Source organism: Polaromonas sp., assembly GCF_013817205.1.
Lineage (GTDB): Bacteria > Pseudomonadota > Gammaproteobacteria > Burkholderiales > Burkholderiaceae_C > Polaromonas.
In genome coordinates this window covers 1-23,767 of record NZ_JACDDD010000004.1, presented here as the reverse complement: position 1 = coordinate 23,767, position 23,767 = coordinate 1, and the positions used below count along the sequence as shown (strand labels likewise).

At 62.3% G+C, this 23,767-nt stretch carries 24 protein-coding genes; 11 read left to right on the top strand and 13 right to left on the bottom strand.

Features of this window, described 5'->3' with window-relative positions:
* Positions 1-7 precede the first annotated feature (7 nt).
* Both wecB and H0W47_RS01580 read right to left on the bottom strand, forming a co-directional pair.
* On the bottom strand, positions 8-1,159 hold the full coding sequence (gene wecB, locus H0W47_RS01585) for a non-hydrolyzing UDP-N-acetylglucosamine 2-epimerase (RefSeq protein ID WP_296919735.1): 1,152 nt from the start codon (positions 1,157-1,159) through the stop codon (positions 8-10).
* On the bottom strand, positions 1,156-1,449 hold the full coding sequence (locus tag H0W47_RS01580) for a hypothetical protein (RefSeq protein ID WP_296919733.1): 294 nt from the start codon (positions 1,447-1,449) through the stop codon (positions 1,156-1,158). The genes wecB and H0W47_RS01580 overlap by 4 nt, the downstream gene beginning before the upstream one ends.
* A 534-nt stretch (positions 1,450-1,983) precedes the next feature.
* Here H0W47_RS01580 and H0W47_RS01575 point away from each other — a divergent pair.
* The 4 genes from H0W47_RS01575 to H0W47_RS01560 all read left to right on the top strand — a co-directional run bounded on the left by H0W47_RS01575 (position 1,984) and on the right by H0W47_RS01560 (position 6,681).
* Positions 1,984-2,700 (top strand): Crp/Fnr family transcriptional regulator, encoded by a 717-nt coding sequence (locus H0W47_RS01575; RefSeq protein ID WP_296919731.1) that lies wholly within the window; start codon positions 1,984-1,986, stop codon positions 2,698-2,700.
* 181 nt (positions 2,701-2,881) lie between these two features.
* Positions 2,882-3,574: a Crp/Fnr family transcriptional regulator gene (locus H0W47_RS01570; protein WP_296919729.1), complete on the top strand. Its 693-nt coding sequence runs from the start codon at positions 2,882-2,884 to the stop codon at positions 3,572-3,574.
* A gap of 254 nt (positions 3,575-3,828) precedes the next feature.
* A complete protein-coding gene (locus tag H0W47_RS01565; RefSeq protein ID WP_296919727.1) occupies positions 3,829-4,119 on the top strand; it encodes a hypothetical protein in 291 nt (96 codons plus the stop codon).
* 51 nt (positions 4,120-4,170) lie between these two features.
* On the top strand, positions 4,171-6,681 hold the full coding sequence (locus H0W47_RS01560; protein ID WP_296919725.1) for an EAL domain-containing protein: 2,511 nt from the start codon (positions 4,171-4,173) through the stop codon (positions 6,679-6,681).
* A 160-nt stretch (positions 6,682-6,841) separates the two neighbouring features.
* On the opposite strand, the gene H0W47_RS01555 is transcribed toward H0W47_RS01560, so the two are convergent.
* The 6 genes from H0W47_RS01555 to H0W47_RS01530 all read right to left on the bottom strand — a co-directional run bounded on the left by H0W47_RS01555 (position 6,842) and on the right by H0W47_RS01530 (position 14,364).
* Entirely contained in the window at positions 6,842-7,195 is a 354-nt protein-coding gene (locus H0W47_RS01555; protein WP_296919723.1) for a DUF86 domain-containing protein, read from the bottom strand.
* Positions 7,192-7,482, bottom strand: a complete 291-nt coding sequence (locus H0W47_RS01550; RefSeq protein ID WP_296919721.1) for a nucleotidyltransferase family protein — start codon at positions 7,480-7,482, stop codon at positions 7,192-7,194. The genes H0W47_RS01555 and H0W47_RS01550 overlap by 4 nt, the downstream gene beginning before the upstream one ends.
* 43 nt (positions 7,483-7,525) lie before the next feature.
* The gene (locus H0W47_RS01545) at positions 7,526-10,573 is read right to left on the bottom strand and encodes a DNA methyltransferase (RefSeq protein WP_296919720.1); all 3,048 of its coding nucleotides are present in this window, start codon (positions 10,571-10,573) and stop codon (positions 7,526-7,528) included.
* Between the two features lie 6 nt (positions 10,574-10,579).
* Positions 10,580-10,888: a CcdB family protein gene (locus tag H0W47_RS01540; RefSeq protein WP_296919718.1), complete on the bottom strand. Its 309-nt coding sequence runs from the start codon at positions 10,886-10,888 to the stop codon at positions 10,580-10,582.
* Position 10,889: 1 nt separating this feature from the next.
* Entirely contained in the window at positions 10,890-11,213 is a 324-nt protein-coding gene (locus H0W47_RS01535) for a hypothetical protein (RefSeq protein WP_296919716.1), read from the bottom strand.
* A 70-nt stretch (positions 11,214-11,283) separates the two neighbouring features.
* Positions 11,284-14,364 (bottom strand): L-glutamate gamma-semialdehyde dehydrogenase, encoded by a 3,081-nt coding sequence (locus H0W47_RS01530; RefSeq protein WP_296919714.1) that lies wholly within the window; start codon positions 14,362-14,364, stop codon positions 11,284-11,286.
* Positions 14,365-14,461: 97 nt separating this feature from the next.
* On the opposite strand from H0W47_RS01530, the gene H0W47_RS01525 reads away from it, so the two are divergent.
* On the top strand, positions 14,462-14,941 hold the full coding sequence (locus H0W47_RS01525; RefSeq protein WP_296919712.1) for an Lrp/AsnC ligand binding domain-containing protein: 480 nt from the start codon (positions 14,462-14,464) through the stop codon (positions 14,939-14,941).
* Between the two features lie 69 nt (positions 14,942-15,010).
* On the top strand, positions 15,011-15,592 hold the full coding sequence (locus tag H0W47_RS01520) for a DUF3617 domain-containing protein (protein WP_296919710.1): 582 nt from the start codon (positions 15,011-15,013) through the stop codon (positions 15,590-15,592).
* Between the two features lie 124 nt (positions 15,593-15,716).
* Here H0W47_RS01520 and H0W47_RS01515 read toward each other — a convergent pair whose 3' ends face one another.
* Positions 15,717-16,445, bottom strand: coding sequence for a YggS family pyridoxal phosphate-dependent enzyme (locus H0W47_RS01515; protein ID WP_296919708.1), 729 nt, complete (start codon positions 16,443-16,445; stop codon positions 15,717-15,719).
* A 35-nt stretch (positions 16,446-16,480) separates the two neighbouring features.
* Here H0W47_RS01515 and H0W47_RS01510 point away from each other — a divergent pair, with 35 nt between their 5' ends.
* The 3 genes from H0W47_RS01510 (at position 16,481) to H0W47_RS01500 (ending at position 19,651) form a co-directional block, all read left to right on the top strand.
* Entirely contained in the window at positions 16,481-17,524 is a 1,044-nt protein-coding gene (locus H0W47_RS01510; protein WP_296919706.1) for a type IV pilus twitching motility protein PilT, read from the top strand.
* Between the two features lie 66 nt (positions 17,525-17,590).
* Positions 17,591-18,727, top strand: coding sequence for a PilT/PilU family type 4a pilus ATPase (locus H0W47_RS01505; RefSeq protein WP_296919705.1), 1,137 nt, complete (start codon positions 17,591-17,593; stop codon positions 18,725-18,727).
* A 3-nt stretch (positions 18,728-18,730) separates the two neighbouring features.
* Positions 18,731-19,651, top strand: a complete 921-nt coding sequence (locus H0W47_RS01500; RefSeq protein WP_296919703.1) for an NAD(P)-dependent oxidoreductase — start codon at positions 18,731-18,733, stop codon at positions 19,649-19,651.
* A gap of 82 nt (positions 19,652-19,733) precedes the next feature.
* On the opposite strand, the gene H0W47_RS01495 is transcribed toward H0W47_RS01500, so the two are convergent.
* The 3 genes from H0W47_RS01495 to H0W47_RS01485 all read right to left on the bottom strand — a co-directional run bounded on the left by H0W47_RS01495 (position 19,734) and on the right by H0W47_RS01485 (position 21,547).
* Complete coding sequence (locus H0W47_RS01495) at positions 19,734-20,393, bottom strand: BON domain-containing protein (protein ID WP_296919701.1); 660 nt, start codon at positions 20,391-20,393, stop codon at positions 19,734-19,736.
* Positions 20,394-20,395: 2 nt separating this feature from the next.
* A complete protein-coding gene (locus H0W47_RS01490; RefSeq protein ID WP_296919699.1) occupies positions 20,396-20,992 on the bottom strand; it encodes a phosphoheptose isomerase in 597 nt (198 codons plus the stop codon).
* 114 nt (positions 20,993-21,106) lie between these two features.
* Positions 21,107-21,547: a YraN family protein gene (locus H0W47_RS01485; protein ID WP_296919697.1), complete on the bottom strand. Its 441-nt coding sequence runs from the start codon at positions 21,545-21,547 to the stop codon at positions 21,107-21,109.
* A gap of 50 nt (positions 21,548-21,597) precedes the next feature.
* Here H0W47_RS01485 and rsmI point away from each other — a divergent pair, with 50 nt between their 5' ends.
* Positions 21,598-22,437 (top strand): 16S rRNA (cytidine(1402)-2'-O)-methyltransferase, encoded by an 840-nt coding sequence (gene rsmI, locus H0W47_RS01480; RefSeq protein ID WP_296919847.1) that lies wholly within the window; start codon positions 21,598-21,600, stop codon positions 22,435-22,437.
* Between the two features lie 12 nt (positions 22,438-22,449).
* Here rsmI and H0W47_RS01475 read toward each other — a convergent pair whose 3' ends face one another.
* Positions 22,450-22,941, bottom strand: coding sequence for a hypothetical protein (locus H0W47_RS01475; protein WP_296919696.1), 492 nt, complete (start codon positions 22,939-22,941; stop codon positions 22,450-22,452).
* A gap of 129 nt (positions 22,942-23,070) precedes the next feature.
* Between H0W47_RS01475 and H0W47_RS01470 the strand changes: the two genes are divergently transcribed.
* Entirely contained in the window at positions 23,071-23,667 is a 597-nt protein-coding gene (locus H0W47_RS01470; RefSeq protein ID WP_296919694.1) for a DUF938 domain-containing protein, read from the top strand.
* Positions 23,668-23,767 lie beyond the last annotated feature (100 nt).

The following is a 23,767-nucleotide window of genomic DNA, read 5'->3' as shown; positions in this document are numbered from 1 at the left end:
GGATCGATCAGGCCAGTTCCGGCTGCGCCACAGGCTCGCCGACCAGACTGTGGTGGAGTGCGGCCACGATCTGCGCGGAAGCTGTGCCGTCGCCGAAAGGGTTGCCGGCCCGCGCCATCCGTGTCCATGCAGCGCTGTCTTGCGTGAGCCGGGTGACTTCGCTGACGATGGCGCTGCGGGTGGCGCCTATGAGCAGGGCGCAGCCCGCTTCAATGGCCTCGGGGCGCTCGGTTTCGTCGCGCAACACCAGCACTGGCACGCCGAAGGTCGGGGCCTCTTCCTGCAGGCCACCAGAGTCCGTCAATACCATCCACGCATCGGCCAGCGCCTGCTGCATGCCGGTGTAGTCCAGCGGCGATGTCAGCGTCACGTTGCTGATGCCGCCCAGGATGTCATTGACTGGCCCCTGAATGACTGGGTTGAGGTGGACGGGGAAAAGCACCTGCAACTCCGGTTGCAGGCGCGCAATGTCGGCAATGGCATGGCAGATTTCCTGCACATCATGGCCCCAGTTTTCGCGGCGGTGCACCGTCACGAGCAGGTGGCCTCGCCCCTGCACGCTGCGCTGTACGCCACGGTGGGCACAGGTCCACTGTTGGGCATCAATCACGGTGTTGCCGGTCAGGGTGATGAAGTCATCAGCAATGCCCTCCGTTTGTAGGGCCACGCGGGAGCGCTGGGTGGGCGCAAAGTGAAAGCGCGCCAGCCGACTGATCATTTGGCGCAGGCCTTCCTCCGGGAAGGGCCGGGCGAGGTTGTAAGTACGCAAGCCGGCCTCGACGTGAGCCACCGGTACCCGGTGGTAAAACGCTGCCAGCGCGCCCTGAAAGGCGCTTTCGGTGTCGCCCTGGACCATCACCAGTGACCAAGCACGCTGCTGCATCACGGCATCAAGCTGTTGCCGGCAACCGGTACTGAAGTCCAGCAGGCTGTCGCCCCCGCGCGTGAGCGAGATATCGGGCACCACGTCAAAACATGCGAGGATCTGGTCCGCCATGTCGCCGTGCTGGCCGGTGTGCAACCAAGATACGCGGGCCCATGGCGCGTCACGCAGCGCGTGGTACACCGGCGCGAGTTTGATGATTTCCGGGCGCGTACCCGAGACCAGCAGAATGTCGTGCACGACGGCGCCTGCACGCAGCGGGAGCAGCGCACTCATGCTCGCTGCATCCCGGCAGTTTCGGCCCGCACAAAGCCCGGCGTGTCCATATCCACAATCATGACCAGGTCGCCGGCAAACCGGCCCACGCCCAGCTCAGTCATCAGCTGCCGCTCCTGTTCTGCGGAGTCCATGCGCACAAAACACAGCGCCTGGCGTTTGCCGGCCTGGCTGGCTGCCAGGATGTCGAGCCGGGCCACCGAGCCATAACGCGAGCAAAGCGAGTGAATAGCCGGTTTCAGCGTGCCGATATCAGAAAATTTCTGAAGCTGGTCGAGAGCAATATTCATGAAGTCATTCCCCTGCAAGTGTGAGTCATCGGGTTAATCGGGTAAGTCTTAGGTTGTAGGAAATATAAAAGCCGACCGCTAAAGTGCGCGGGGGGAACATCGTTACACGCTGTAGGACACCGCCTCTTGCGGCCTTGCTCTCGGTTCGATAGGGCGGTGAAGCGCCATACGCAGCCACCCGCTCAAATGGTGGCGCCTGGGTCACTTTGTTTACGGACGGGCAATGTGATCAACGACCCATTGGACTTGCCGGACCTTGCCTATGGAACAACACAGCGTCTGTTCGCTACCCCACGCAAAGCAGCGTTAGCGCCATCGGCTGACACACAGACAGGTGCGATGTTCGCGCCCGGCGGCAGCGGCAGCAGGGCAAGCGGTTTTCACCCTGCCCCAAAACAACATACCGCTGATCGGTTTGTTCGATATCGCACATACAAAATGCTCCAAGCGTCCTAGACTAACAGCTGGCCGGTGCGCCACAGCCTCTTCCAGATGCGCCGCTAAAAATCAGTCCCGCTTCGGAGCCCCCTGTCGATGTCCGTTTCCCCCGACCCGAAAAAAAACCAGTTGCTGGCGGCATTGCCAGACGCAGAGTGGCAGCGCTGGCTACCGCTGCTGGAGCCGGTCGATCTGCCGCTGGGCATGGTGGTGTACGAGTCTGGCAGCACCCTCAGCCATGTCTACTTCCCGACCACCGCCATTGTTTCGCTGCTCTACGTGATGGAAAACGGCGCTTCGGCCGAAATTGCGGTGGTTGGCCACGAGGGCGTGGTCGGCATCTCGCTGTTCATGGGCGGCGAATCCACGCCCAGCCGCGGCGTGGTGCAAAGCGCAGGCTGCGGCTTTCGCATGCCTGCCGCAGCCATCAAGGAAGAATTCAAGCGCGCACCGGTGCTGCACCTGCTGCTGCTTTACACCCAGGCCCTGATCACGCAAATGTCACAAACCGCTGCCTGCAATCGCCACCACTCGCTGGACCAGCAGTTGTGCCGCTGGCTGTTGATCAGCCTGGACCGGCTGCAGGGCAACGAACTGGTGATGACCCAGGAGCTGATTGCCAACATGCTGGGCGTGCGCCGCGAAGGCGTGACCGAAAGCGCGATCAAACTGCAAAACCAGGGACTGATCCGTTATTCGCGCGGCCGCATCACGGTCATTGATCGGCTGGGTCTGGAAGAGCGGACCTGCGAATGTTATGCGGTGGTCAAGCGCGAATACGACCGCCTGCTGCCGAGCACGCAAGCCAGTTAGACGCGTCCTGTCGCGGGTAGGGCGCCTTGACCTACAAGGACCCGCAGCCCCAAGGGCATACTGGGCACCGACTCGTGCCGTGTTGCATGCCTAAAGCATCACGGCACCAGACCTGATTCGACAGCAGGCAGGCTCGAACTCTTCCCCGCCCGAGGGGTGCGCCCATCACCGGAGAGCCTCAATGGCCCATGTCGAAAACCACCTCATAGAGCGCCTTCCCTTGCGTTATCGCAAGCGCTTTTTGTCCCTCTGTGAGCCCGTGCAGCTCGTGCTGTCGGACATCCTCTACGAGCCCGGCCAGCCTATCCGCCATGTGTATTTTCCATCGGATGGCTATGTTTCATTGGTCACCCTGGTGGAAGACAGGCCTGGCGTCGAGGTTGGAATGGTGGGGCGCGAAGGCATGCTGGGCGTGCAGCTTGTACTTGGCGTCAAACAGGCGCCTTGGCGCGCGCTCGTACAAGGCCAGGGAACGGCCTGGCGCATGGAGTCAGCCCTCTTTACACACGCACTCGCAGCCAGTCCGGCGCTGCAGCGTGACCTCAAGCATTACCTATATGTGCTGATGGCCCAGCAAGCCGCTTCAGCTGGCTGCCTGCGCTTTCACCTGATCGATCAGCGCCTGGCACGCTGGCTGCTGATGAGCCAGGACCGGGCGCATTCGGACAGCTTTCGTGTCACGCACGAGTTTCTGGCCTACATGCTGGGCATGCGGCGTGTCGGCGTCACCGCTGCTGCCAGCCAGATGCAAAAGGACGGTCTCATCGAATACCGCCGCGGCGAACTGACGGTTTTGAACCGCACCGGACTGGAAGCAATGGCCTGCACTTGTTATGCGGCCGACCGGCGAACCTACGACGAGTTGCTGGGCTGAACGCCATCGCCAGTGTTGCAAGCCCGACACGGCTGACCCGAATTTCCGCTTTCGCCTAAAGAGCACGCCAGCAGTGCCGGGCAATGTGCGATAACGCACGGACGGACGTCCGCACAGGCCTTACAAACAGCAAAGGCGCTTGGTCAAACGCACCTGCGGCAAATTCTGCAAGCCACGCCTGCACCCATGAAAGAGGCTCCATGAGCTCCTCTCCCACATCCCCCGCTGCGGGGCCAGCGGGTCGACCCCCCTCAATGGCTTCAAGCTCAGCGCGCCTGCGACAGGCCTGCGCTTGGACGGTTGCTTCATCGCCCGATGATGACCAGAGCGTTACTGTCGCGGACTGGGATTTGATGTTTGATGCGGTACGCTCCCGCTTGCTTCATGCCGTGGGCGAGCATCTCGGTGAGCTGCCGGACATCCCCTACCACTCGGCCAGCCTGTCGGCCAGCCTGGTACAGGCCTCAGTGCTCGATTGCGTGCGCACACTTGACCGGCTTCATGTCTGGCTGGGCCAGGAACGAAGCCAACGTCCGACACCCTGACGAGCAATCCCGGCAGCGCCGAGGGGCAGGCGCCCGTGTTACCGTGCTGCCATGCCATCGCCCCTACCTCCTCTGCGCCAGCACACGCTGTTCAAACCAGGCCAGGACGGACTTCGCCCGTCACCCGCGCTGCTGTTGCTTCTTGAACGCGCTGCATGTGCCGGCAGCTGGGTGCTGGTGATGCCCCAACGCGGGCTGGTGTGGTCTGAACCGCTGGCCAAGCTGCTCGGCAGGGAAGGCTCCCCGCCACTAGTCTGGGCGGATTTTTCTGACATTTTTGCCCCTGACTGGCGCATGCGCATGAGATCGGTGCTGTCAGCCTGTCTGGACAACGGAACAGCTTTTGACGAAGAAGCACAAATAGTCACCGCTGCCGGCCAGCGCCTGTGGGTACGCGCACTTGGCGACGTCGTGCGGGACCACGACGGCACGGTAGTCCAGGTTTCGGGCGTGATCCGGGACCTGACGGTCCAGAAACGCGCTGAGCAGGAAGCACTAAGCATGACCATGCGGCTGGCCACCACCTTGGCCAGCATTCATGACGCCTTTGTCACCGTGGACCGTGAAGGCCGCCTGACCTATCTGAATCCTCTAAGCGAAAAGCTGATCGGCAAAGCCGGCGCCGAGGTGCTGGGCCTGCCGATCTGGGAAGCGCTGGACAGCGACGGCGTCGCGCAACTGCGGCACAACCTGACCGCCGCCTTCGGCAATGCCAGCCACCATGAGTTCGAGGCTTTCTACACCAACGCCGGCAAGTGGCTGGAGCTGCGGGTCTATCCGTTTGACGACGGGCTGGCGCTGTACCTGCGCGACGTGTCTGAAAGGCGCCAGTCGCAGGAACAATTGCTGCTTCTGCAAACCAGCATTTCCCGGCTGAATGACCTGGTGCTGATCACCGAGGCCGGCCCCGTGGATGACCCGGGACCGCGCATTGTGTTTGTCAACGATGCATTTGAGCGGCACACCGGCTACAGACGCGACGAGGTGATGGGCCAGACGCCGCGCCTGCTGCAGGGCGAGCGAACGCAGCGCGTTGAGCTTGACCGCATCCGCAAGGCGCTGCAGCAGGCCGAGCCGGTGCGCGCCGAGTTGATCAACTACAAGAAAAACGGCGAGCAGTTCTGGCTGGAGCTGGATATCGTGCCGGTCGACTATTTCAGCCGGGGCCTCACGCACTGGGTCGCCGTGGCCCGCGACATCACCACACGCAAGGCCGCCGAGGAAGAGATCGAGCACCTGGCGTTTTATGACACGCTCACGCAGTTGCCCAATCGCCAGTTGCTGATGAACAGCCTGCGCCAGGCCCTGTTGCCCACCGACAACCCTGACCGAACCGGCGCGCTGATGTTCATTGATCTGGACAACTTCAAGGTTCTCAACGACACGCGCGGCCATGCCGTCGGCGACCTGTTGCTGCAACAGGTCGCGCAGCGGTTGAGCTCCTGCGTGCGGCTGCGTGACACCGTGGCGCGGCTGGGTGGGGACGAATTCGTGGTGCTGTTGGACGATCTGGGCGACGACCGAGAGGCTGCCAGCGAGCGCGCCCGGGGCGTGGCGCAGAAAATTCTGGCCACTTTGTGCGAGCCCTGCGACCTGGCCGGCAACGAGTACGACGGCACCTGCAGCATAGGCGTCACGCTGGTGACGCAGCACCAGCAAAGCGTGGGCGAGCTGCTCAAGCAGGCCGACCTGGCGATGTACCAGGCCAAGGCAGCGGGCCGCAACACCATCTGCTTTTTTGACCCCGGCATGCAGGCAGTGGCCACCGCCAACGCCGCCCTGACCAGGGAATTGCGCCAGGGCTTGCGCAACAACGAGTTTGTTTTGTACTACCAGCCCCAGGTTGGCTCAGTGGGCAACATGGTTGGGGTCGAGGCGCTGCTGCGCTGGAACCATCCGCAACGCGGCCTGGTGGCGCCCAATGACTTTATCGGCCAGGCTGAGGAAAGCGGGCTAATCCTGCCGCTGGGCAAGTGGGTGCTGGACACCGCCTGCGCCCAATTGGGCCTGTGGTCCCAGCGGCCGGAAACCTGCAAATTCAGCATCGCCATCAATGTCAGCGTGCGCCAGTTCCGGCATCCGGAATTTGTCGAGCAGGTGATGGCGGCCATCGCCAGCGCCGGCATCAGCGCCCACCGGCTCAAGCTGGAGCTGACTGAAAGCCTGCTGGCCAACGACATGGATGTGACGATTGCCAAGATGGGGATTTTGAAAGACGCCGGCGTGACGCTGTCCATCGACGACTTTGGCATCGGCTACTCAGCGCTGTCCTACCTCAAGTACCTGCCGCTGGACCAGCTCAAGATCGACCGCGCCTTTGTCAAGGACGTGCTGACCGACCCCAACGACGCAGCGATTGCCCGCACCATCATCGGCCTGGCGCAGAGCCTTGGCCTGGGTGTGATGGCCGAGGGCGTGGAAACAGAGGCCCAGCGCAACTTCCTGGCGCGCCACGGCTGCCACTGCTTTCAGGGCTACCTGTTCAGCAGGCCGCTGCCTATCGATGAGCTGGAGGCGTTTATCGCCAAACTGCAACAGGCGCCTGAGAGCCAGACCGTCTGAGAGCTGCCGCAGCTGTCGGGCGCTACTGTTTTGATAGCTGTTGGCGCCCGTCCTATAGGGGCTGGGGCCACTTTTTGATCATTAATTTCCGGTGACCGGCCTGGTCGGGCTGCGCACCGAAACCGGCCGCAGTGGATCCCTGAGTTTTGGGAAAACAGGGTCAGCGTATGCTGTTTCGGATCGCCGGCAACTGTGCGATCAAGCTGGGCAAGGCTGTCTGTGTGGTTTCCCAGACAGTCTCCAGGTTGATTTCAAAATAGCCATGTGCAATACGGTTGCGCATGCCCTTCATGCTGCGCCAAGGCACCTGCGGATGCTGGTCTGCAAATCCCTCGTGGTCTTTGAGCAACTTGGTGGCTTCCTCGCCGATCAGGATGAGATTCAGAATGACAGCTTGCTGCGTGCGCTTGTCCTCAAGGAAGACCTCCTTCAACATCCCTTCGACGTAGGCGCAAGCTTGATGCGCCGACTCAAGCATGTGGTCCAGGTAGTCCGGCACACGGTTTGCGCTCATACCGGACGGGCCTCCGCAAGTACCTGCCCTCTGAACTTCTCCGGTAGGTCACCGGGCGTGAGCAAGTCGACAGACACGCCCAGCAGGTCTTCGAGTTCGACCTGAAGCCCACCCAGATCAAACAAGGTCGTGCCAGGCAAGGGATCCACCAAAAAGTCGATGTCGCTGCCCTCCACATCATTGCCATGCGCGACCGAGCCGAACACGCGCGGATTGGCCGTGCGAAAGCGGGCAGTCGCCGCCAGCACGGCGTGTCGCTTGAGTTCCAGTGTTTGAGAGGGGCGCATGAGTTCTTGCGATATTAGCTGAACACCCGTGTTGTACGGCTTTTCAGTCCTGCGCGCCAGACCGCGCCAGATTCAGCGCCAGCAGCCGCTTGAGGATTTCTTCGTCCGGCATGTCGGCGGCGTAGTCGGCCCAGCCGTAGGCCGCTGCCACGGCGCTGTCCAGCGCCTTGTGCGCGGCGTCCAGCCAGGCCGGGCGCTGGTTGTAGAGCTTGGTGAGCGTGCGCTGGGCCAGCTCTTTTTCAAAACCATCTTTTGGCAGAATGCGGTCGGGGTAGGGGCTCACGGTCATGCCCAGCGGAATCACCTCGGGCACCCGCTGCGTCCACTCCGGCGGGTTGAGCCAGGCTTCGCGCAAATCGTTCAGGCGCTTGGCGGCGATGGCGATGGCTTCAGCTGCGGCGCGGGTTGCTCCTGTATTCATAGCTGCTTGCGCAAATTCCATAAGGGCTGGAGGCCGATTTGATGCTGAAAGTCCGGCTGGAATCAGCGCACCGCCTTCCATCGCCTCGGTTGTCTGGTGCGCGGTGTCGGCGGGGGTAAGGCCTTCGGGGAAAGGGAAGGTTTCGAAGCAGGACTTCGCGTTGTAAGTGGGATCGTTCCCGACCCCGTGCATGGACGCCTGCGCGAGTGCCCAAACCTCGTGGATATGCGAGCTAAGAATGCCAAAACTTACATCGTCCGAGCGCGCAAAAACGTTCAGACGGGTATCTGGCAGGATCGTGGAGTCCAAAAAGCAAAAGTAACGATGCTTTGACACGCGAACCGTAGCAACGTATCGAAGAACCGGCAACAAGGCAGCGCGCATTGCCCCACGAGGACGTTCATGCAACCACCAGTTCTCTGGCAGCTTAGCTTTTATCCGTTGGGGTCTTACAAAGCGCAGTGCGTGAGCAAAAGGAGCTTCAAACAATGCGGCCTCAGACTCAGTTACTCCAGAACCGAAATCAATAATCCACGTATCAGTCGGCCTCGTAGAAAGACCTTGCCCGTTGCGCCAGGGTTTCACTACACACGAATTGGGATTTTGATGAGGATTCGGCAATTGCAGCCACTGCCTTGCAAGTTCGCCTGGAACATCGAAATCGCCGTATTTTTTCGTTCCCTCAAAACTCACATTTTGATTTTCGACCAGCGAAACTGCTTTTGTTATATCGGCCCCCGCAACATCGCTCAGGTCAGCCCCAATGCGTGACACAACCCTGCCATCAAGCATTGACTCCTGATCAGCATGGCCGAAGCAGATCAATGACACACGCACGGCAGCACCTTCATTGACCCAGGACTCATCACCCCATGCGACGTAGATGTTGGTCGCTTCGGAGATCGCGGACAGCACTGAGCGATTGGAACCTGCGCGAATGGACTGCGTTGAAACCAGGCCAGCAGCACCTAGCCCTTGGGTTTGGATGGCGATGCGCGCCTTATCAAACCAGTAGCAAACCAGATCGGCACCACCGGGCACCCGGCCTTTAAATACGGTGGCCAAGGCCTCAAAGTACGTATCTCCCAACTCCCGTCGCTTCTTGCTCCCGCCAAGAAACGGCGGATTCCCGATCACCACACTCGCTTTGGGCCACGCAGCTTCGGTCGCAAATGAGGAGCCCGCACCCCCTTCCTCCCCCGGGGGGAGAGGGAGTTTGGTACTGGAGCCAGGAGCAAAGGTCAGCAGCGCATCCCGGCACTCAATATGGTCCAGCGGCTCCAGCACCGGGTTGGTTTTGAACTCGTAGCCGTGTTGCAGGCGCCATTGCAGCTCACCAATCCACACCGTCACGCGCGCGAGTTCGGCGGCGTATTCGTTCAGCTCAATGCCGAGCATGTTGTGCGGGCCGGTCACCAGGTCGGCTTCGCGGTCCAGGCCCATCAGCGCGGCGTCGATGTGGCTTTTATGCTCAATGTCTTTCAGGGTCTTGAGGCCGAGGAACAGAAAGTTGCCGCTGCCGCAGGCCGGGTCGAGCACGCGGTAATCTTTGAGCCGGTCCAGCCACTGGATGAATCTGGTGCGCGCGGCTTTGTAGCTGGCGTCATTCTTCTTTTTGTTTTTGGCCATCAGCCCGCGTATTTCTTTCGCAGTCTGCTCCCAAATTTTTAGCAAGGGGCGCTGCAGCACGGGCTCGACGATGCGCATGATGGTGGCCGGGTCGGTGTAGTGGGCGCCGAGCTGGCTGCGTTTGCTCGGGTCCAGCCCACGTTCGAACAAAGTGCCAAAGATGGACACGTCAATCGCGCTCCAGTTCAGGGCGGCGGCGTTGCGCAGCTCGGTCATCTCCAGCACGGTGAGCTGCGGCACCTTGATGGTTTTGAACAGCCCGCCGTTGAACCACGGAATGTCGTCGTTGCCGTACAGCCCGCCGCCCTGCATGACGGTAAACAGGTTGGCCAGGCCGGTGGTGAGCTTGTCGCTGGTGAGCTTGCGGTTGTTGACCAGGCCTTCAAACATGCGGCCGGGCAGCAGGCCCACGTCTTCAGCAAAAAAGCAGAACAGGCACTGGGTCAGAAAGTGCGCCACCTCGTCGGCATGGGTCTGAAAACCGGCTGCGTCAGCCTCTTTGGCGGGGCCGCGTTTGCGCAGGCTGTCGGCCAGGGTGGCAAAGCTGCGGGCAGCGGCTTCGGTGATGTCGCGGCTGGTCTTTTTGGGGCGGAAGCTTTCAGGCTCCAGCCAGATGCGGCGCAGCAGCGCCAGCTTGTCGGGCTGGTCCAGCTCGGCCAGCAAGACAACGTGGGTCTCGGTCGGGTGGCCGCTGAACTGGGTGTAGATGTGGGTGCGCAGGCGATCACACACCACCAGAATCGGCGGGTTGCTCAGCGCCAGACTGTAGCTTTGCAGTTGCCGCAACGCGGCGTCAAGGTTTTTGCCGGGGGCCTTGTTCTCCCACGCGAAGGCGCCGCGTTTGAACACATCGGCATACCCGGTGCGCCCGCCCACCATGGCGTTTTTTTCTTCAAACAGGTAGTCGGCCTCGCTGCCGGGCTTGGGCACCCCCAGCAGCTCGCACAGGTCGAGAAAGTGGCTTTGCGCGCCCTGCTCTTTGTTGAGGTGAAAGGCCGGGCCGCCGGGGCCCCATTTGGCGATGAAGGTTTGGGGGGTCATGGTTTTTCAATATCCCCGCAACATGAATTCGATGGACGCTTCGGCCATGGCCTGCTCTGGTGGCCCCAGACGGCAAACGGACTGGCGCAGCAATGCCGCAGGTACAGCCAGCAGGTTGGGGGTGTCCATCACATAGCTGTCACCCAGAAGACTCAGCACGCCCTGTGCCCGGCTGACGACAGGGAACCCGGGTTTGGCGGCTAACAAGGGGATGCACCATCGGGTGGCTGTGCTGACCAGATCACTTTGAACATCCACGTAGAGCTGATGGCTGGCACGCGGGTTCGGGTTGCGGTAGACGTCGAAACGCGCCATGTCAACCTTGCAACGCGTCTGGATGGTCTGCCAGATATTGCTGCAGCTGCTCGGCGGCCGTTCCGTCTTCTGCAATGCGCTGCGCATAGGCGTCTAGCGCCACGCGGTTGTCGAGTGCCCACTGGCTGCATTCTGCGTAACCACCTGGCGGCAACCAGCCATCAGCCACGGCGACAGGCCGTATTTCCGGCGCCCGGTTGGCAGGCACGGCTTTCATAGGAATGAGTTCAAACCTTTCGTCAGGGTGCACAACCACGTCAAACAGGCGACCTGCAAATTTTTTACCCAGCGAGATCTGGCCGCTGGCGCCTACTTCCTTGAGCATGACGTGATCCTTTAAATCAATCATGCCATCATGCTGCATGAAATCCGGGGTGTCAAACCCGGCCGGCGTTTCAGGCTGATCCGGCCAGCAAAGCCGCATTGCCGCCCGCCGCTGTTGTGTTGACCGTGACGGTCTGCTCCGAGCAGAACCGGTAAAGGTAGTGCGGCCCGCCAGCCTTGGGGCCGGTGCCGCTCAGGCCTTCGCCGCCGAAGGGCTGCACGCCGACCACGGCGCCAATCATGTTGCGGTTGATATAAATGTTGCCCACATGCGCCGCCGCCGCGAGCGCCTGGGCGCGCGAGTCGATGCGGGTCTGGATGCCCAGCGTGAGGCCGTAGCCAAGGGCATTGATCTGGTCGATCACGGCGGACGGGTCGCCCGACCAGCGCACGATCTGCAGCACCGGGCCGAAGATTTCGGCCTTCACCTCGCTGATGCTGCTGACTTCAACAGCGGCAGGCAGGACCAGATTTGCTATCAAATCAGGAACTGCCTGGGCACAGGGGACGGGGGCTAGAGGCCTATTTGATGCTGAAATCAGGCCTTGCAGGTGCTGCTGGATGGTGTCAAATGCCTCGCGGTCGATCACCGGGCCAACATCGGTGGCCAGCTCGGCCGGGTCGCCCACCACCAGCTCCTGCATGGCGCCCCGGATCATCGCAATCACCTTGTCCGCAATGCCTTCGTGCACACACAACAGGCGCAGCGCCGAGCAGCGCTGGCCGGCGCTGCGAAAGGCACTTTGCACCACCGCATCAGCCACCTGCTCTGGCAGCGCCGTGCTGTCAACCAGCATGGCGTTGATGCCGCCGGTCTCGGCGATCAGCGGCACGATGGGACCGTCCTTGGCAGCCAGCGCGCGGTTGATGATTCTGGCGACTGCTGTGGAGCCGGTGAACACCACGCCGGCAATGCCAGGCGCTGCCACCAGCGCGGCGCCCACGGTTTCACCCGGGCCGTGCAAAAGTTGCAGCGCGCCTTCGGGCACACCGGCGGCGTGCAGCAACTTGACCGCTTCCCAAGCCACGCCCGGCGTCTGTTCGGCCGGTTTGGCCAGCACCGCGTTGCCGGTGGCGAGCGCGGCGGCGACCTGGCCGGTGAAAATGGCCAGCGGAAAATTCCACGGGCTGATGCAGACCCAGACGCCGCGCGCCCGCAGCTGCAGCGTATTGGTCTCGCCCGTCGGCCCCGGCAAGGCGACGGGCGCCATGATGCGCTCTGCCTCATCAGCGTAGTAGCGCAAAAAGTCAATCGCCTCACGCACCTCGCCCACCGCGTCGCCCCAGGTTTTGAAGGCCTCCCTGACCAGCAGCGCGCAGAAGTGCGGCATCTGCTGCTGCATCGCATCCGCAGCGCGGCGGAGTGTGGCGGCGCGCTCGGCCACCGGCAATTTGCTCCACTTTTGATAGCTACTTGCGCCCGTGGATAAAGGGCCAGAGGCCAATGTGGCATCAAACTCCGGCACCTTGGGCACGTGCACCACCTGCAGCGCGGCAAGCAGCGGCGCACGCATAGCCTGCACCGTGAGGTCCAGCCCTTCGCTGTTGCGGCGGCCGGCGCCGTACAGGGCCGGCGGCAGTGGAAATGACGACTCGGGTTCCATGCGCAGCGGTGAAGTCAGCAGCACATCCATGCCCACCGACTCGTCGGCGAGCTGGTGCACAAACGAGGAGTTGGCGCCGTTTTCAAGCAGGCGCCGCACCAGGTAGGCCAGCAGGTCGCGGTGCGCGCCGACCGGGGCGTACACGCGGCAGGCGATCTGGGGATTTTTCAGCACCTCACGGAAGATGCCCTCGCCCATGCCGTGCAGGCGCTGCAGTTCAAACTGAGCCCCCACGCTTGTCGCTTCGCGTACTACGCTGCCCCCCGAGGGGGCGCTGCGCCTGCGGCCCGGCAGAGCCGGTTCCGCGGCCCCGGCTGGTGAAGAAGAAGCACCCCCGCTCGCACTGGCCATCTGGATGATGGCGGCAATCGTGCCCGCGTTGTGCCCGGCAAACTGCGGGTAAATCGCATCGGTTGCGGCCAGCAGGGCCTGCGCGCAGGCAAGATAAGACACATCGGTGTGCTGCTTGTGGGTGAACACCGGGTAATGCGGCAAGCCCAGCTCTTGCGCGCGCTTGATCTCTGAATCCCAGTAGGCGCCCTTGACCAGCCGGCACATCAGGCGCAGGCCGTAGGTGCGCGCGATGGCTATGACGTGTTCGATCAGCTCCAGCGAGCGGGTCTGGTAGGCCTGCAGGGCCAGGCCAAAGCCGCGCCACTGCGGGTGCTGCTGCGCCACCCGTGCTGCCAGCGCTTCAAAGACGTCCAGCGACAGTTCCAGCCGGTCCAGCTCTTCGGCGTCTATGGTCAGGCTGATGTTGGCGCGTGCGGCCAGCTCGCACAGGCCCCAGACGCGCGGCACCAGCTCAGTCATCACGCGCGCGTGCTGCGCGTCTTCATAACGCGGGTGCAGCGCGCTGAGCTTGATGGAAATACCGTCATTTAGCTCACAAGCCCCCGCCCGGTCTGCGCTGTCAGCTATTGATTTAATAGCGTCGGTGTAGCTGACCAGGTAGTGCTGCGCATCGGCAGCGGTGCGCGCGCCTTCGCCCAGCATGTCAAAACTGAAGCGCAGGCCGGGCGTGTGTTTTCTGCCGGCGCGCGCTTCACCCATCGCCTCAACAATGGTCTGCCCCAGTACAAACTGCCGGCCCAGCAATTGCACGGCACGCAAGGTGGCGGCCACCACCGTGCGCGCGCCGAGCTTGCTCATGATGCTGCTTTGGCCATCTTCGGGCAAAAATTTCTTGGACAGGGCAATGGCAGAGGCCGACAGGCGCGCCATCACGGCGTCGCCGGTGCTTTCAAAATCAGCTCGGCCAAGCTGGTCAGCGGTGAGGGCAATCGCGGTCTCGGCGTCGGGCACACGCAGCAGGGCTTCGGCCAGGCGCATCAGGGCCAGGCCTTCGGCGCTGGAAATGGGGTATTCCTTGAGCAGGCTTTCCATGGCCCAGAAGGGCGGCGGGTTGTCGCGCACGGCCTGCACCCAGGGCAGCGCCAGTGGCACCGCCGCCGCCCAGTCGAGGGCGCCGGCGAGCCGCTCAAGATGGCCGGTCACGATGGCCGCCTCTGGGCGAAAAGGCTGGGGCAAATGTTGGGGGCGGGGCATGCGTGGTCCTTGAAAACTGGTGAATAACGCGATGTTCTACCGATTCAATCCAAATTTTTCTCTGAATTTGGCACCATATTCCGCATAATTCACCAGCATGACTACTCTGCCCACCGATATTGACCGCATTGACCTGAAGATCCTGGGCCTGCTTCAGCAGGACGGGCGCATGGCCAACCTCAAGCTGGCCGAGGCGGTGGCGCTGTCGCCCACGGCCGTGCTGGCGCGGGTGCAGCGGCTCACGCGCGACGGCTACATCCTCGGCTACGAGGCAAGGCTGAACCCACTCAAGCTGGGCGCCAGCATGACGGTGTTTGTCGAGGTGCTGCTGGACCGCACCACGCCCAACGTCTTCGACGCCTTCAAGGCCGCCGTGCAGGTGTATCCCGAAATCATGGAATGCCACATGGTGGCCGGCGGCTTCGACTACCTGCTCAAGACCCGCATGGCCGACATGGCCGCCTACCGCCAGTTTGCGGGCACCGCGCTGTGGCAACTGCCCGGCGTGCGCGAAACCCGCACCTATGCGGTGATGGAAGAGGTCAAGAACAACACGCGGCTGGCGCTGGGGGTGTAGGGAAGCACTTGCAAAAGGGCAGGCATCAGCCCTAGACTTTGCCGCTTGACCACCACGGACGGAGGAACCATGTCCCAGCCCCTGTTTACTCCCCTGAACGGCACCCGCGCCGCATTGCTCGGCGCCTTGCTGGCCTGCGCGCTGCCTTCCATGGCCCAGGACACCAAACCCGGCCTGTGGGAGATCACCCAAAAAATGGGCGGCTCGGCCGAAATGGACAAGGCCATGGCCCAGATGCACCAGCAGATGGCCAGCATGCCGCCGGCGCAGCGCAAGCAGATGGAAGACATGATGGCCAAACAGGGCATGAGCATGGGCGCCGGTACGGGTGGCGGCATCAGCGTGAAGGTGTGCTTGACCAAAGAGATGGTCGAGCGCAACGAGATCGCGCAGCCGCAGCAGCAGGGCGATTGCCAAAGCACCACCTCGGCGCGCGTGGGCAACACTCAGAAGATCAGCTTCAGTTGCATGCAGCCGCCGTCCAGCGGTGAGGGTCAGATCACGTACACCAGCAACGAGGCCTACACGATGAAGATGGTGACCACCACCACGGTCAAGGGCAAGCCCGAGAAGATGACGCTGGACGGTGCTGGCAAGTGGCTGTCAGCCGACTGCGGTGCGATCAAACTATTGGCGCCGCCTAAAAAATAATCGCCAAAAGCGGGAGCGGCCTCTTCAATACAAGCAGGGGCCGCGGATCTGGCTCTGCCAGTCCGCAGGCGCAGCGCCCCCCTGGGGGGCAGAGAGATACACGCAGTGAACGAACGTGGGGGCTCTATCTCTTTCCAAAAATTGCAGTCCCCACGCGCACCATCGTGCTGCCAGCATGGATGGCAGCTTCCAGGTCGGCCGTCATGCCGATGGACAGCGTGTCCATCGGCTGCGGCAACACACCGGCAGCATTAATATGATCAAACAGGTCCCTGGCCCTTTGGTGCACTGCGCAAGTTGCTACAAAATCAGGAGCAGGTTCGGGGATGGACATCAGGCCGCGCAGTTGCAGCCGGGGCAGCTGCGCCACCTCTGCGGCAAGCGCCGGCGCCTCGTCTGGCGCTACCCCGGCCTTGGTCGGGCCGCCGTCGATGTTGACTTGCAGGCAGATCTGCAGCGGCGGCAGGTGCGCGGGCCGCTGCTCGTTCAGGCGCTGCGCAATCTTCAGGCGGTCCACCGACTGCACCCAGTCAAAGTGCGCCGCCACCAGCCGCGTCTTGTTGCTCTGGATCGGGCCGATGCAATGCCACTCAAAGGGGCTGGCATGGCTGGAAATTGATGCGCTCAGGCCGGCAAGCGACTCACGAACCGTCAGAATTTTCTCAACCCCCTCCTGAATGTAGTTCTCGCCGAAAGCGCGCTGTCCGCCCGCAATCGCCGCCATCACCGCATCCGGGCCGAAAGTCTTGGACACGGCCAGCAGCCGCACGCCGGCCGGATCGCGACCCGACGCGGCACAGGCCGTGGTAATCCGGTCACGCACGGCTTGGAGCCTGTCAACAATCATGGTCATAATCCAACTGTAAAACTTTTCAGGAAACCCTCGGGATGGACATTACCCAGCTGCTGGCTTTCAGCGTCAAGAACAAGGCGTCCGATCTGCATTTGTCGGCCGGCCTGCCGCCCATGATCCGGGTTCATGGGGATGTCCGGCGCATCAACGTCGATCCGCTGGACCACAAGCAGGTCCATGCCATGGTGTACGACATCATGAACGACACCCAGCGCAAGAACTACGAAGAGTTTCTGGAGATCGACTTCTCCTTCGAGATCGAGGGCCTGGCGCGCTTCCGGGTCAATGCCTTCAACCAGAACCGTGGCGCGGGCGCCGTGTTCCGGACCATCCCTTCGAAAATCTTGACCCTGGAGCAGCTTAATGCGCCCAAGATTTTCGGCGACCTGGCGATGAAGCCGCGTGGCATGGTGCTGGTCACCGGTCCGACCGGCTCGGGCAAATCGACGACGCTGGCGGCCATGGTCAACTACCTCAACGAAACCGAATACGGCCACATTCTGACCGTGGAAGACCCAATCGAGTTTGTGCATGAGTCGAAAAAGTGTCTGATCAACCAGCGTGAGGTCGGCCCGCACACGCTGAGCTTCAGCGCCGCGCTCAAGTCCGCACTGCGGGAAGACCCGGACGCTATCCTGGTCGGCGAGATGCGTGATCTTGAAACGATTCGCCTGGCGATGACGGCCGCAGAGACCGGCCACCTGGTGTTCGGCACGCTGCACACCTCCAGCGCGGCCAAAACCATTGACCGGATCATTGACGTTTTTCCTTCCGAAGAAAAGGAGATGATCCGCGCCATGTTGTCTGAGTCGCTGCAGGCCGTGATTTCGCAAACCCTGTGCAAGACCAAGGACGGCCAGGGCCGGGTCGCCGCACACGAAATCATGCTGGGCACCAGCGCCATCCGCAATTTGATCCGCGAAGCCAAAGTCGCGCAGATGTATTCGTCCATTCAAACGGGTAACAGCGTTGGCATGCAGACGCTGGACCAGAACCTGACCGACCTCGTCAAGCGCAACGTCATCTCTGCCGCCGAGGCGCGCGGCAAAGCAAAAATTCCGGAAAACTTCCCAGGCTAGTCCGGCTGTGAGGCGAGGATTGCTTCTTGCGGGCAGTCCAGGCGCACAAATGCAATTGGAGAAAAAATGGAACGCGACCAGGCCAGTAAATTCATCAACGACCTTCTCAAGCTGATGGTCAGCCGCAACGGCAGCGACCTGTTCATCACCGGCGACTTTCCGCCGGCCATGAAGGTCGACGGCAAGGTCACCAAGGTCTCGCCACAGCCGCTCAACGCCGGCCACACGCTGGCCCTGGCGCGCGCGATCATGAACGACAAGCAGGCCGCCGAGTTCGAACGCACCAAGGAGTGCAACTTCGCCATCTCGCCCCCGAACGTCGGGCGCTTTCGTGTCAACGCCTTCATTCAGCAGGGCAAGGTCGGCATGGTGATGCGGGTGATTCCCGCCGTGCTGCCGACCATCGACGGCCTGGGCGTACCGCAGGTGCTCAAGGACATCGTGATGTCCAAGCGCGGCCTGTGCATCCTGGTCGGCGCCACTGGTTCAGGCAAGTCGACCACGCTGGCAGCCATGGTGGACTGGCGCAACGAGCAGTCTTTCGGACACATCATCACCATCGAAGACCCGGTTGAGTTTGTGCATCCCCACAAGAACTGTGTGGTCACGCAGCGCGAAGTGGGCCTGGACACCGACAGCTGGGAAGCGGCACTCAAAAACACGCTGCGTCAAGCGCCTGACGTGATCCTGATGGGCGAGGTGCGCGACCGCGAGACCATGGAGCACGCGGTCGCCTTTGCCGAAACCGGCCACTTGTGCCTGTGCACCCTGCACGCCAACAGCGCCAACCAGGCGCTGGACCGCATCATCAACTTTTTCCCGGAAGAACGCCGCGCGCAGTTGCTGATGGACCTGTCACTGAACATGAAGGCGATGATCTCGCAGCGTCTGGTGCCCAAGCAAGACAGCAAGGGCAGGATCGCTGCTGTCGAGGTCATGCTGAACACGCCGCTGATCTCCGATTTGATCTTCAAGGGCGACGTCTCCGAGATCAAGGAGATCATGAAGAAGAGCCGCAACCTCGGCATGCAGACCTTCGATCAGGCGCTGTTCGATGCCTTTGAAAGCAACATGATCACTTATGAAGACGCACTGCGCAACGCGGACTCGGTCAACGACCTTCGGCTGCAGATCAAGCTCAACTCGCAACGCGCGAAGACGCAGGATCTTGCTGCCGGCACCGAAAACATGGCCATCATTTAACTCATGACCGTTTCCACCACCAACCCCAAAACCTACGAACCCGCCGTCTCCAGAAAAGTCGCCTTTCTCGGCTTGGGCGTCATGGGTTATCCGATGGCCGGCCACCTTGCGCTGGCGGGCCACCAGGTCATGGTCTACAACCGGACTGCTACGAAATCCATAGCGTGGTGCGCAGAATACGCGGGGGCTGGAGCCCCAAAACATGCGCCAACGCCGCGCGAAGCTGCGCAGGGCGCGGACATTGTTTTTTGCTGCGTCGGCAATGACGATGACCTGCGCGGCGTCACACTCGGCCCCGACGGCGCCTTTGCCGGCATGCAGCCGGGCGCGATTTTTTCGGATCACACCACCGCCTCCGCCGACGTAGCACGTGAGCTGTATGCGGCTGCGCAGGCGCTCGGGCTGCAGTTTGTCGATGCGCCGGTCTCGGGTGGCCAGGCAGGTGCGCAAAACGGCGCGCTCACCGTCATGTGCGGCGGTGACGCGGCAGCCTTCGACGCCGTCAAGCCTGCCGGCATGGCGTTTGCCAAAGCCTTCACGCTGATGGGCGCCAGCGGCGCCGGCCAGCTCACCAAGATGGTCAACCAGATCTGCATCGCCGGCCTGGTGCAGGGGCTCAGTGAAGCCATCGCTTTCGGCCAGAAAGCCGGACTGGACATGAACCAGGTGCTGGACGTGATCGGCAAAGGTGCGGCGCAAAGCTGGCAACTCGACAACCGTGGCAAGACCATGGCGGCTGACAAGTTTGACTTCGGCTTTGCGGTGGACTGGATGCGCAAGGATCTGGGTCTGGTGCTGGACGAAGCCAAAAGCAATGGCGCGCGCCTGCCGGTGACCGCGCTGGTGGACCAGTTTTACGCCGATGTACAGGCCATGGGCGGCCAGCGCTGGGATACGTCGAGCCTGATAAAACGGCTCAAATAGAGCCCCCATGGCGGATCGCTGCGCCTCAGGTGGCACATGAAAAAGCCGGCTGCAGCCGGCTTTTTGCTGGGCTCATCACACCTTAAGAACGTGGCGCAGGGGCTGACTTGGCCGGCGGGGGCACGAGGCGCTGCATTTCCTCTTCGCTGATGATCTCGAGGATGCGGACCACCTTTTGCACACCGCGTGCACCGCGGGCGATTTCGGTGGCGCGGTCAGCCTCGCGCTGGGTGACGCGGCCCATCAGGTACACCGTGCCGCGTTCGGTCACCACCTTGAAGGCGCCAGCATAAAGATCCTTGGCGTCGACCAGCAGGGCCTTGACCTGACCGGTGATCAGCACGTCGGACGAACGCTGCACCAGCGTGGGGCTGTTGAGGATGGCCAGCTCATTGACCACACCGTTGACGTTTTCGACACGCGAGACCACCTGCTCAACCAGTTTTTTGTCGTTTTCGTTGAGCACCTCGCCGGTCAGCAGCACCTGGCGGTTGTAGCTGGTCACACTGACACGCGCGCGGCTGCCGATGTTGTCGCGCAGGCGGGCCATGGAACGCAGTTCAATCCCTTCGTCCTCAAGCTGGGCACCAGAGGTGCGGCGATCCGTCGCCACCAGGACGCCGCCGACTGCGCCACCCACCAACAGCGGGAAGCAGGCGGTGAGAGAGCTGCCAACAACGGCGGCGGCACAGGCCGCCAGAAGCAGGCGTTTGAGCGGGCGGGGGGAGGTGTTCGGTTTCATCATCAAGGGCTTTCCTGGTCACCAAGTAACTGGGCATCCACACCGTCACAAATGCAGTGAAGGGTCAGCAGATGAACTTCCTGAATGCGTGCCGTGCGGTCATGTGGCACGCAGATATGCACATCGGTTTCGCGCAGTGTTGACGTCATCTTGCCGCCGCCCTTGCCGGTCAGCGCCACAACGGTCATCTCGCGCTCATGCGCGGCCTCGATGGCCGCCAGCACATTGGCCGAATTGCCGCTGGTACTGAGCGCGAGCAACACGTCGCCCGCACTGCCGAGCGCGCGCACCTGCTTGGAAAAGATCACACTGAAGTCGTAGTCGTTGGCAATCGCCGTGAGGATGGAGCTGTCGGTCGTCAGCGCAATCGCGCCCAGCTCGGGCCGCTCGCGTTCAAAGCGCCCGACAAACTCGGCCGCGAAATGCTGGGCGTCGGCAGCCGAGCCGCCATTGCCACAGGCCAGCACCTTGCCGCCGCTGGTGACGCTGGCCAGAATGGCTTGCACCGCAGCAGCAATCGGTTTGGAGAGGACTTGCGCGGCCTGGTATTTCAGGTCGGCACTGTCAATGAAGTGCTGTTCAATGCGTTGTTCGAGCATGGGGCGATGATAACGGGTCAGACATTTCCAAATCACACATACGCCGCCTTGTGCCACGCTGCGCAATGCATGGTTACAAAATCGGGCGTCTGCGCCAATCTCGAGCCAGGCCGCTCAATCAGCATCAAAGGCGCCGCGCAGCCACTCGAGGGTCGTCCCACCCGGGGTGTCAATGCCGCCCTGAACCAGCACCACATCAAAGCGGCAAGGCGGCGGGGAAGCAAAACGCATCAGGTAATGGCGTGCCGCAAAAACAATCCGCTGCTGCTTGATCGTGCCAATGCTGGCGCCTGCGCCGCCGTGCGAGCTGCTTCTGCGCTGGCGCACTTCGACAAACACCAGCGTTCCGTCGGGCGCGGCCATGATCAGGTCCACCTCGCCGCCGCCGCGGCCCGGCGTGCGGTAGTTGGCCTGCAACAGTTTCAGTCCGGCGCGCACCAAGTGGTCCCGCGCCAGCAATTCTGCGGCGTCACCGAGCCGCTTGGTGGTAATCTGGCCCGGTTGCCTGCCCGTGGCGGCCGGCACCTTCGCAACCTGCTTTCTGGAAAACCACATTGAACGCTTCCTTCGACCTGTCACTGCCTGCCGCCCGCGCTGCGGCGGGCATGCAGCATTATCCCGAAGCCGCCCTGTATGTGGTGGCCACACCCATTGGCAACCTGTCGGACATCAGCCTGCGCGCGCTGCATGTGCTGCAGCTGGTGCACGCCATCGCCTGCGAAGACACCCGCCACACCAAGACCATGCTACGCCAGTACGGCATCGACAAGCCCCTGCTGCCGGTGCACGAACACAACGAAGCGCAGGCAGCCGGCGGCGTGATCGAGCGTCTGCAGCGCGGTGAACGTGTGGCTTACGTCAGCGACGCCGGCACTCCAGCCGTCAGCGACCCCGGCGCCCGGCTGGTGGCGGCCGTGCGCGCGGCGGGACTGGCCATCCTTCCGCTGCCCGGTTCGAGCAGCGTGACGGCTGCGCTGAGCGTGGCCGGCATCAGCGGCGGTGGGGGCTTTGTGTTTGCCGGCTTTTTGCCGTCCAAAGCCGCGGAGCGCGAGCAAGCCGTGCTGGCGCTGCAGGCGGACAGCCGCGCAGTCGTCATTCTGGAGGCGCCGCACCGCATCGAGGCGCTGGCGCGCGCCATGGCACCGCTGGGTGCTCGGCGGCTCACGGTGGGCCGGGAGCTGACCAAGCAGTTCGAGGAAATAGCCACGGTGGCGGCGCGTGACTTCAGCGCCTGGCTGGCCGCTGGCAGTCAGCGCACCCGCGGTGAGTTTGCGCTGGTGCTGCACCCAGGCGTAGAGGCCCAGGCAAAAAGCGACGGCGACCGTGTTCTACAGCTTCTGCTGGCTGAGTTGCCGCTGAAGACTGCAGTGAAACTTGCCGCTGAAATTACGGGGGCGCCGCGCAATGAGCTGTATGAAGCCGCGTTGCAGTTGAAGAAAAACTGATGCGCTGAGGCCTCAGCGCCTCTCTTCGCGCTCTCCGCGGAGCTCCATCCCTGGATGAGCTTTTTGAACCACCTGGTTGGCGTCCAGATAGACCCAGTAAAACATGTCGTGAACTTCCACCCAACGGTAGGTCAGGATATCGCCCTGCCACAAAGCCACATGTTCGATGGCGGCGGGTCGTCCGAATTCGCGAAGCACATCGTCGCGCGTCCATTTGCCCAGTTCAATGCGCGCAAAGTCGCGTGCATTGAGCACTTGTCGGGCGCTCATTACCCGCCCCGAGGCGTCAAGGTCCACCATGTACGCAAACTGCCCATGCGGCTGGCCAGAGTACTGCATGCGTGCACCCTGGCCGAGCACCACCACCGCGTCAGGCTTGCCCATGCGCGAGACCACCTCGTCACGCGACATACCCGATGCGATGGAACCGAAAGTGTGCAGCGCACACCCGCCAAGCCAGAACAATGTGGCTGCCAGGAAGGCAAAAATTTTGAACGATCGCATGGCTGTCCTTTGTGTCGGATGATTCTGACGGATTTTTAATGTGCTGGCTTCGTTATACGCCGCTTCTACAGCAGGGCATGCTGGATCTCCTTTCACCACAGCAGTTCCAGGCGGTGACAATCGATTCCCATGGACAAACCCACCGCGCCCGCCACCACCAGGAACCGGGACCCCATTCTGGAGGTTCTGCGCGAACGCTTTGCTGACCGCCGCCAGGTGCTGGAAATCGGTAGCGGCACCGGCCAGCATGCTGCGTATTTTGCCCGGGCCCTGCCCTGGCTGCGCTGGCAAGCCTCTGATGTCGCCGATCATTTGCCAGGCATACAGCTGTGGCTGGCGGAATCTGCCCTCCTCAACACACCAGCCCCCCTCGAACTCGATGTTCGCCTGGCATGGCCGCCAGCACAGTTTGATGCTGTCTTCAGCGCCAACACTTTGCACATCATGGGCTGGGAAGAGGTGCAGCGCCTTTTCACCGAGCTGCAGTCACGCATGCCGCCAGCCGGCTTGCTCACGGTGTATGGCCCTTTCAACTATGGCGGCCATTTCACCAGCGCTAGCAATGCCCACTTTGACGCCATGCTGCGCGCGGGCAATCCGGCCAGCGGACTTCGTGATTTTGAAGCCGTTGATGCGCTGGCCCTCCAGGCGAGCCTCCACTTGCTGGAAGACCGGGCCATGCCGGCCAACAACCGCTGCATCACTTGGCAACGCGGTTCGCTATAAACCTTCAGGGGCCCGCATCAAACACTCCCCCTGCACACGCGCCGGGCGCCGCGGTCGCCTCCTTGCGATAGCCAGTGCAGCAATGCACAGCAAACGAGCC